This is a genomic window from Pseudomonas sp. PS02290, from assembly GCF_029960075.1.
Lineage (GTDB): Bacteria > Pseudomonadota > Gammaproteobacteria > Pseudomonadales > Pseudomonadaceae > Aquipseudomonas.
In genome coordinates, this window is sequence record NZ_JASCOY010000147.1 from 1 (window position 1) to 8,898 (window position 8,898).

Below are 8,898 nucleotides of genomic sequence, written 5' to 3' on the forward strand. Positions count from 1 at the left end.
GAAACGCCACCGGGGCATCGCATGCGCTGCAGATTGATATCGAGCGATTCGAAGCAAGGTATGCCCTAGATGGGGGCGTCACATTAAACGGGCACAGATATACGGTAAGGGTGTCAGGTGTCGAAAAACACCTGTTTTTCGTACACTACGGCCAATGCGTGGCCTACGATTTTGCGGTCGTTCTACAACACGCTGAACACCGGTATGGACCGCCCCGGGATTGCCCGAGGCCGCAACTCCTGAGAGTGAGGGTCTACGATGAGCAAGACGACGAACAAGTTTGCCCCTGATGCGCGAAGTTCTACCACAAGCGCCGTCAGGTAAGCCAAGAGGAGGCGGAAGGTGGCCGGGTGATGGTGATGCTGAGCCGCATGGCAAATAGCAAAAATCCCGCCAGAGTTTGACGATCTGGCCATTGAGCGAAGCGAACCGTCAGCACGTGGGGATCTAGAACTGGATGCTGAACGTATCAAAAGGCTCGGTACTCTCGACGATGGGCTGTCGAACGTATCTTCGCATGGCTTGGCCTATGCCGCCGCATCGCGAAGGACCGGGAAACCACTATTGCACCATCAAACGCATCGGCGACCATCGCATCCATCCGCATGCTCACCCGCAGAGCTGCGAGGTATTGCTACACCTTAGGACCTTCCGAATCAGGCATTTATGTTGTGCAGCCGGCCGACCGGCTCAATCCTCGTTAAACGCATCAATGATCCCACTAGCCGCCAGTCGCTCAACCTCGCGACCGATGGCCGCTACAAGTAATTTGCCTGCGTCGCTCAAACCTTCGCGGTAAATGATGCCCGCGCGGCGCGGCGGGGCCGGAAGCGGTATCGGGATGAGGCGAAGCAGCCCTCTTTCCAGGTCGCCCGCAACAAGGACCTTCGGCATCGCCGAGATGAAATTTCCCGTTAGCAACAACTCGCGCATGAACCCGACCGATGTCGACCGAATGGACACATCTAGGTCTACCTGCATGGCGGAGAGCGCGGTACGCACGTCGTGTTCGACGCGAGTACTCACGGCCGGAGAGACGACGTGAAAGCGCCGCACGTCCTCTGCAGTCACGCCATCGAGTTCGAACAGGGGATGGTCGCTGCGGGCTATGAGACCGACGGGCTCGCTATAGAGTGCGCGCCGGATCAGGCCATCGGGTGCATCCGGCTCGTAGAGGCGGCCCACCACGACGTCGATCTCGCCCGAATGCAGGGCGGGCAGCAATTGCGTCGTCAGACCTTCGATGACCTCGACCCCGAGGTGGGAGCCTCGGTCGGTCGCGTCTGAAATCACCGTCGGCAAAAGTCCGTGCGCCGCGACAGGCAGCGCGCCGACGCGGATCGTTCGCTTGTGTTCCTCGAACAGCTCTCCGAGGTCGGCCTCGATCTGGCGCATGCCGCCCAGGAGACGCTGGGCGCCTCTTGCCAGCAGGCGTCCGACAGCGTTCGGTTGCACGCCCCGGGGATGCCGCTCAAACAGTTCGCAGCCGACGATATCTTCGACTTCCTGCAAGGTTCGGCTGAGACCGGGCTGACTGACGCCGAGCGCCTTTGAGGCCCGCAGAAGGCTCTTGTGCTGGTCAAGAGCCTCAATCACGCGCAAATGCCGGATCTTCAATCGTTGTTCGAGGTAGCGCGCCATGCCGCCATCCTAGCGTGCGCTGCCCTACCTTGAAAAGGGCATCGCGGGCCGCGTCAGTTCAGGTGGCGTGCGGCACTGCTCGGGTCTGCATGAACTCTTCGAGCGTCTCGCCGCGCATGATGGCATAGACTTCGAGGTTCGTCCGCCGCACTACGCGTGCCCATTTCTCGAGAACGAAGAAGTTGACGCCATACTGGACGATGCCCAGCCAGTCACGCGCGCGCACGAGTGCCTTCTCCTCGTCCGAAAGGGAGGCTACCGTCATCGCAGCCTCCTCGTCGTCGAGGAAGGCTTGGCGATACTTCGGACGGATCATGTTCCAGAAGAAACGGTTAAACGCCAGTGTACGGTTGCAGGTACGCAGATCGAAGACGTACGTGCCGGTGAGTTCTTCGATACCGACGGTCTGCGGGTTCTGGGTGAACATCGGTCAGGCCTCCACGCTGGTGCTTGCTGCGGAAGGCTGCGCGCGCTCACCTGCCTCCTCATAGACCACGACGGTCATCGCCGTGGTGGTCATCAGATAGTAGTTACGGTGGATTTCGGTCAGACGATCGGGCAGGGCGCCGCGCATTGCCAGCCACATGATCTGCTCAACGCTTTCGGCGCCGCCGAGGCGCACGTAATCCGCGTGGCGCAAGTGGAGCAGCTTTTCCGGCGTGTCGCAAAGCTGCTCGAGAAATTCCATATCCCAATCAGTGTCGTTGTAGCCGGCTCGCTCCCCATGAATCTGGTGCGAAAGCCCGCCGGTGCCGACCACCACGACCGAAAGGTCCTCTGGATAGCTTTCAATGGCGCGGCGCACTGCCTGGCCCAGGCGATAGCAGCGCCGGCCGGTGGGCAGCGGGTACTGCAGGACATTGACCGCGATGGGGACGACGACCCCCGGCCAGTCCGGCTCGTGGGGCCACATGAGCGGAAGCGGTGATGCAATTCCATGATCGATGGGCTTGTTCTGGAAGAACGCAAGGTCGAATTCGTCGTTGACCAGCGATTCTCCGATATGCGCCTGGAAGTCTACGTTCCCGCGAATTTGCGGCAGATCGCGCAGACCCGCGCCCTCATCGGCTATGGGGAAGCGGTCCCCGATGCCCAACGCGAAGGTGGGGTAAAGGTCGAAGAACATCGTGCTGGCATGATCATTGTAGAAGAATAGCAACACGTCCGGCTTCTTCTCTGCAAGCCATTCGGCGACCGGTTTGTAGCCGTCGAACAAAGGTGCCCAGACGGGATCCGCCTGGCGTCCCTTGTCGTAGGCGACGCCGATCGTCGGGACGTGAGAGGTTCCGATGCCACCGATTATCCGTGCCATTTCGTTCAATCCTGTTGGGGCGGCTGCGCTTGGCAGCGGCCATGTCATGCTGTCCGGCCGCTTTACTCAGCCGAATGCGAGGGAGCCGGCGCGGCTCTGAAACTTCCATGCGCCGTCATCGTCGCGGCGGAAGGTGTCATCGAAGTCACCGAGGAGCACTTGCGCGCCTTTTTCGCCGGAATAGAGGACGACGTAGCTTCTGGCGCACGCAGCGTTTTCGTCCAAGACCTCGACCACTATGTTCGTCATGACGTGGCGCGTGATCCGTTTGGGACGGTCGCGAAAGAACGCGCGGATATCCTCCCGGCCCGTGACGGGATTGGTCGGGTCTGTCGGCCGGGCAAAGCTGCCCTCGCTCACGAACATTTCGGCGAGGGCATCGTGGTCGTGGGCGTCGTTAAGCTGCGCAAAGCGCTTGATCAGGCGCTCGCAGGCATGTTCGATGCCGAAACGGGCGGCATCATTCATGCGCGTGCTCCTTCGATAGGGGGGTCAGCATCCACTCCGAGAGCGCTTGCGAAACTGCTTCAGGCGCTTCGAGCGGGGCCATGTGGCCGCTGCCAGCGAAGACGACATAAGTCGCCTGCGGCACGACATCAACGATGTCGAGGTGCTGGGCCGGCGGGCTCCATGCGTCCAGTTCCCCCACGCCGACGAGTACCGGACAGCGCAGCAGCGGCAAGACCTGCCGCGCGTCCGGGCGCGTGAGCAGGGCCGTAATCTGAGCCTGATGAATCGCGGGGTTCATTCGCTCGACCATAGCATAGAGATCCGAGCGCAGCGAAGGGTCGGCGTCAAGAGCTCCGGGCGCGACCATCGGAGGCAGCCAGGCGTCCGCCGCTGCTCTCATTCCTTCACGCTGCCCAAGCTCAACCAAGTGCGCTCGCTTCTCCGGTTCGCCCGCGCGCATCGGATGGATGCCGGTGTCCAATAAGGCCAGACGCTCTACGCGTTCGGGAGCCATCCGCGCCATCTCCATGGCGACACGCGCGCCCATCGAGTGACCGGCGACGGAAAGCTGCGCCGATGTTTTGTTTAGCACCGAGGCAGCCATGGCCTCAATCGATGCGAAACGGGTGAGGTCAGGTATGAGGATATCGTATCGTTCGCCCAGAGCTGCCACCTGATGCTTCCAGATAATGGCATCACAAAGCAGTCCGGGTATTAGAACGAGCGTCTCGGCCAAAGCAGCATCCTCTCGCGGTGAGTTTGTTTCGCCACGCCTAACTCGCTGCGGATGGAATGTCTTATACCTCTCTGCTCGTTTGATATGCCAAAAATGCAATCCGAGATATTTGGCTGGGTTATATCGAACGCGCGCAAAAGCATACGCCCCGCATCTCTCTCCCTGATAGATCCATGACGATGCAGACTGCGAAGAACAGTCTCAGCGCTGGCATGAGAGGTGAAATGAACAAGGCACAATCCCCCGGCCCCGACGTGCGGAAAAGCGACATCGAAATCCGCGCGCGCGCTCGGGATGGCTTCTTGTCGACCTCTTCTCCCGATCCTCGCGCGTTGATCGCGCGTGAGCCTATGCACTCCCGTCAGATCCTCGCTGTGGCGCTTGCCGCGGCGCTCAATGCGCTTGACGGGTTCGATGTGCTGTCGATCAGCTTCGCGGCACCCGGAATCGCGAGAGAGTGGGGTATAGATCGCGCCGCCTTGGGCGCGGTGCTATCGATGGAGCTCATCGGCATGGGCGTCGGGGCTTTCGTGCTGGGTGCGATGGCCGATCGCATCGGGCGACGTCCCACTATCCTTAACTGCCTCGTGATTATGGCTTTCGGCATGTTCGCTGCCTCGATGGCGCCGAATGTGACGACCCTGTCGATCTTCCGGCTTTTCACGGGGCTTGGCATCGGCGGGATGCTTGCGGCCACGAATGCCATCGTGGCCGAATGCTCCAACGCCCGGCGACGCAATCTTTCGGTCGCGGTTATGGCGGGCGGCTATCCCGTCGGGGCTATCGTAGGCGGGCTGATTGCCAGCGAACTGCTCGAACTCACCGAACGCTGGGAGTCGGTTTTCGAATTCGGTGCGGTTGCGACCGCCTGCTTTATTCCGCTGGTGCTATGGCTGGTGCCAGAAACCATCGCGTTTCTGCTCCACAAGCGTCCGAAGGGCGCTCTGGAGAAGATCAATCGTACGATGACCCGCCAAGGGCGTGCCCCGCTTCTTGAACTGCCCCCGCAAGATGAAGCGCCTGAGCGCGTTGGCGTCGCAGCCTTCTTCAGCCCCGGCATTGCAGCCGTAACAGTGCTGCTGGTCGTCGCTTACGCTATGCACATGATGACCTTCTACTTTCTCATGAAGTGGATCCCCAAAATCGTGGCGGACCTGGGTTTCCCGGCGGCATCGGCTGGCGGGGTGCTGGTATGGGCCAACGTGGGCGGCGCTAGCGGTTCGCTCGTGCTCAGCCTGTTGACGCAGAAAGTCGGGGTGCGCCTGCTGGTCATAGGCTCGATGTTCCTGGGCGCGGTGGCCATCGCTGCATTCGGCCAGGGCTTCACCACGCTCGCTTCGCTCTCTTTGCTCGCGGCGATCGGCGGTTTCTTCACCAATGGGGCGACTGCGGGCCTCTATGCAGTGATCGCGCAGTCGTTTCCCGCCGCGCTTCGGGCGGGTGGCACGGGCCTCGTCATCGGCATAGGCCGGGCGGGGGCTGCGATGGGCCCGATCGTTGCCGGTCTGTTGTTTGCCAGCGGCGCCTCCCTGTCGCTTGTCGCCGTCCTTATGGCGGGCGGGACACTGATAGGCGGAATTGCCCTTTCGTTTGTGCGCTACCGGGAGAGCGAGGTCGCCTGACCAGCTCTGTCGGCGTGAAAATCCGGGTCTCACCGAAAACCCAACAAGATGGATGTCGAAAATGCGTGAAACTGTTGCTTCTCTTCTCCTGCTCCTCGGCAGTGCCGAAACCGGTGCGCCGGCTTTTGCCCAAGCGAGCGCGCCTGCGCCCGCTCCGGCAGCGAATACCCAGCTTGCCTCAGCTGACATGGTCGTGACGCTGCTGGGCACGGGAACGCCCACGTTGAGCCCGGCACGCTTCGGGTATTCGACGCTGGTGCAAGTCGGGGGCCTCAATCTGGTGTTCGATGCAGGGCGTGGAAGTTCCATCCGCCTTGCACAACTGGGCGTGAAGCTGGGCAGCATCGATGCCACGTTCATCACCCATTATCACTCCGACCATGTCAACGGCTTGGGTGACTTGTGGTCGACTAGCCTGCTGCCTTCGCCGCAAAATGGTCGGACAGCCCCTTTCGAGCTTTATGGCCCGGTTGGCATCAAGCAGGTGGCTGCCGGCATGCAGGCGATGTTCGAGCCTGATCTGGTGATCCGTCGTCACGACAACGAAGTGACCGCCGCGGCGGAGAAGCTCAACGTCCATGAGTTCACGCGAGACGGCGTCGTGTTCGAGAAGAATGGGGTGCGCGTTACGGCCTTCACGGTGGATCACGGCGCGGCGATCAAGCCTGCCGTCGGCTACAAGGTCCAGTACAAGGGGCGCACCGTGGTCCTGTCCGGAGACACCAAATACGATCTGGAGGTCGTCCGACAGGCAACCGGCGCTGATCTGCTGGTGCACGAAGCCAGCATCGTTGCGGCAAGCCATGTCAACGATGCATGGGCAAAGCCTTCGATCGCGCATCACACCAGCGCCGAAGAGGCAGGCGACGTGTTCCGCCAGGCGCACCCGAAGCTTGCCGTATTCTCGCACATCTCGCGGCCGGGCCCGCAGGACGAGACCAACACCGATGCGGCGCTCAAGCGTCGCGCGCTCTCGCACTGGCCGAACGGAAACGTCGTCGTCGGCACCGATCTGATGCGCATCGCCATTGGCTCCGCAGTGTCGGTCATTCCTTCTCCGGCTCAGTGATCTCGCCTGCCTTCAAAGGATAATACCGTATGCACCGGCGATCCCTCATCAAATCTGCGCTTTATACGGCTCTTGCATCAGCCACCGCCGCCTCGGGCGTGCCCGCGATGGCGGTGACGCCAGCCAGGAAGCGCAGTTTCGTTCTGATACACGGCGCATGGCATGGCGGATGGTGCTGGCGCGATGTAGCGGCTTTGCTGCGAGCTCAGGGACACACCGTCTACACACCATCGCTCACCGGGTTGGCGGACCGTTCGCACCTTTTGTCCAATTCGATTACTCTCCAGACACACATCGACGACATCGTGAACCTGTTTGCATGGGAAGACATCGAGGACGCGGTGCTGGTCGCACATTCGTATGGCGGTTGGCCCGTTTCCGCGGCGCTCGCGAAGATCGGGAACAAGGTGGCCTCTGTCGTCTTCGTGGATGCCTTCGTGCCTGAAAATGGACAACGCGTAATAGATCTCAACTCGCCGCAGTTTCAACAGGCGCTCAAGGACGCGATCGCCAAAGGCGAGGCGGGACGACCCGCGCCAAAAGCCGAGGTCTTCGGCATCAAGGATACTGCCAGAGCAGTTTGGGTGCAGGCGAAGATGACCCCGCAACCATCAGGGGTCGCAATCCAGCCTATCGTCCTGTCAGGCGCGCGCGATCGCGTAGCACGCAAAACGTACGTTCGCGCTACCGGCTTTGCGATGCCGACGTTCGACAGCTATTTTGCCAAGGCGCAGAAGGATCCCTCGTGGACCGCGATAGGACTTGCAGCCGAAGAGTGCGGGCACGACGTGATGATCGACATACCGCAGCAGCTATCGGAAATCCTGCTGTCCGCAGCTTGATCTCCGCGATTGCGGATTAGCCCGCGCGAGACTACGCAAGAGAACTTCAAAATGATGTGAACGACCTCGCTTGTGGGGCTGCTGGACTGCGGCAGACAGGGGCGTCGTCTGGGAGAAGGCTGTGTTGAAAGGTTCCAAGACGATCGTGTGCGGCTGTCTGCTGGGAGCAGCGATCATGACCGGGTCGACTGTCGCCCTGGCGCAATCGGTGCCTCCGGCCAGCACCGAGGACGAGTCCGCAGGTGGCCCGATGGGCAGCCAGGCGCAACCCGGTGTTCGCCCCCCACGATCGCAGCCCCGCGCTGCCGTGGCGGTCCCCGGCGGGCAGACGGGAACGCCGAACCTTCCCCAGGCGATCCGCTGGACGGAGGACTGGTCGCAGCCCGTCAGCAAGGATGCGCCATTGATCGACAGGATCAAGCACATCCCGATCGGCTCGGATGACATATACCTCTCCCTCGGCGGTGAGGCGCGCGCATACTACACCGCCTGGGATCATCAGAATGCCGGGCGCACTGCGAATGACGCCAATGACCCGGTGCAGCGTCGCTTGCGACTGCTGGCCGATCTGCACATGGGGCCGCACGTCCGGGCCTTTGTGGAACTGGGCGACAATCGTGAGTACGGTTCCAGCCTGGTCACTCCGCCGAACCGGGGGCCCTTCGACGTCGAGCAGGCGTTCCTCGATGTGACGGTGCCGCTCGGCAAAGCTGGAAAGTTGACGTTGCGTCCTGGTCGGTTCGAAATGCCGCTTGGCAACGGCAAGCTTGTCACGCTGCGGGACGGTGTCAATCAGCGTGTGCTCTATCAGGGCCTGCGCGCGACCTATGCCCTTCCCGGCAAGATCTCTGTCGACACGTTCGCCGTTCGCCCCGTAAACATTAAGGACGGCGAATTCAACAATGCCCCTAACCACACACAGTCATTCCACGGCGTTTACGTCAGCGCTCCGCACGTGGTGGCTGGCTTTGGCGTCGACGGGTACTGGTTCCAGGTGAAGCGTGACACTGCATTGAACGCTCAGGGCAGGGCCTCCGAGAACCGTAGCAGCTGGGGTGCGAGGCTGTGGCAGCGCACTGCGACCTGGGATCTCGACGTGGAAGGTACCTACCAGTCCGGTCGCTTTGGAACCAAGGACATCAGCGCATGGGCGATGATGATGGATGGTGGTTATACCTTCCCCAAGGTTGCCCTTCAGCCGCGCCTGGGGCTCAGAGCCAATGTAT

The 8,898-nt window shown here is 61.5% G+C and carries 9 protein-coding genes and 1 pseudogene; 5 read left to right on the plus strand and 5 right to left on the minus strand.

The window, feature by feature from the left end; all coding sequences use genetic code 11:
* Positions 1–488 precede the first annotated feature (488 nt).
* Positions 489–638, plus strand: a pseudogene (locus tag QMX88_RS27765) (IS5/IS1182 family transposase); the annotation flags it as partial.
* 52 nt (positions 639–690) lie between these two features.
* Here the strand turns inward: QMX88_RS27765 and QMX88_RS27770 are convergent.
* The 5 genes from QMX88_RS27770 to QMX88_RS27790 all read right to left on the minus strand — a co-directional run bounded on the left by QMX88_RS27770 (position 691) and on the right by QMX88_RS27790 (position 4,139).
* The gene (locus tag QMX88_RS27770; protein ID WP_015063456.1) at positions 691–1,641 is read right to left on the minus strand and encodes a LysR family transcriptional regulator; all 951 of its coding nucleotides are present in this window, start codon (positions 1,639–1,641) and stop codon (positions 691–693) included.
* A gap of 58 nt (positions 1,642–1,699) precedes the next feature.
* Positions 1,700–2,068: a protocatechuate 4,5-dioxygenase alpha chain gene (locus QMX88_RS27775; RefSeq protein ID WP_015063457.1), complete on the minus strand. Its 369-nt coding sequence runs from the start codon at positions 2,066–2,068 to the stop codon at positions 1,700–1,702.
* A gap of 3 nt (positions 2,069–2,071) precedes the next feature.
* Entirely contained in the window at positions 2,072–2,953 is an 882-nt protein-coding gene (locus QMX88_RS27780) for a gallate dioxygenase (protein WP_015063458.1), read from the minus strand.
* 66 nt (positions 2,954–3,019) lie between these two features.
* Complete coding sequence (locus QMX88_RS27785) at positions 3,020–3,421, minus strand: nuclear transport factor 2 family protein (protein ID WP_015063459.1); 402 nt, start codon at positions 3,419–3,421, stop codon at positions 3,020–3,022.
* Positions 3,414–4,139, minus strand: coding sequence for an alpha/beta fold hydrolase (locus QMX88_RS27790; RefSeq protein ID WP_049881452.1), 726 nt, complete (start codon positions 4,137–4,139; stop codon positions 3,414–3,416). The genes QMX88_RS27785 and QMX88_RS27790 overlap by 8 nt, the downstream gene beginning before the upstream one ends.
* Positions 4,140–4,363: 224 nt before the next feature.
* Here QMX88_RS27790 and QMX88_RS27795 point away from each other — a divergent pair, with 224 nt between their 5' ends.
* The 4 genes from QMX88_RS27795 to QMX88_RS27810 form a co-directional block, all read left to right on the plus strand.
* Positions 4,364–5,761, plus strand: coding sequence for an MFS transporter (locus QMX88_RS27795; protein WP_023082275.1), 1,398 nt, complete (start codon positions 4,364–4,366; stop codon positions 5,759–5,761).
* A 61-nt stretch (positions 5,762–5,822) separates the two neighbouring features.
* Entirely contained in the window at positions 5,823–6,830 is a 1,008-nt protein-coding gene (locus tag QMX88_RS27800; RefSeq protein ID WP_031668809.1) for an MBL fold metallo-hydrolase, read from the plus strand.
* 29 nt (positions 6,831–6,859) lie between these two features.
* A complete protein-coding gene (locus tag QMX88_RS27805; RefSeq protein ID WP_023082276.1) occupies positions 6,860–7,672 on the plus strand; it encodes an alpha/beta fold hydrolase in 813 nt (270 codons plus the stop codon).
* A 121-nt stretch (positions 7,673–7,793) separates the two neighbouring features.
* On the plus strand, positions 7,794–8,898 hold a 1,105-nt coding region (locus QMX88_RS27810; RefSeq protein WP_282373458.1), incomplete at its 3' end, for an alginate export family protein.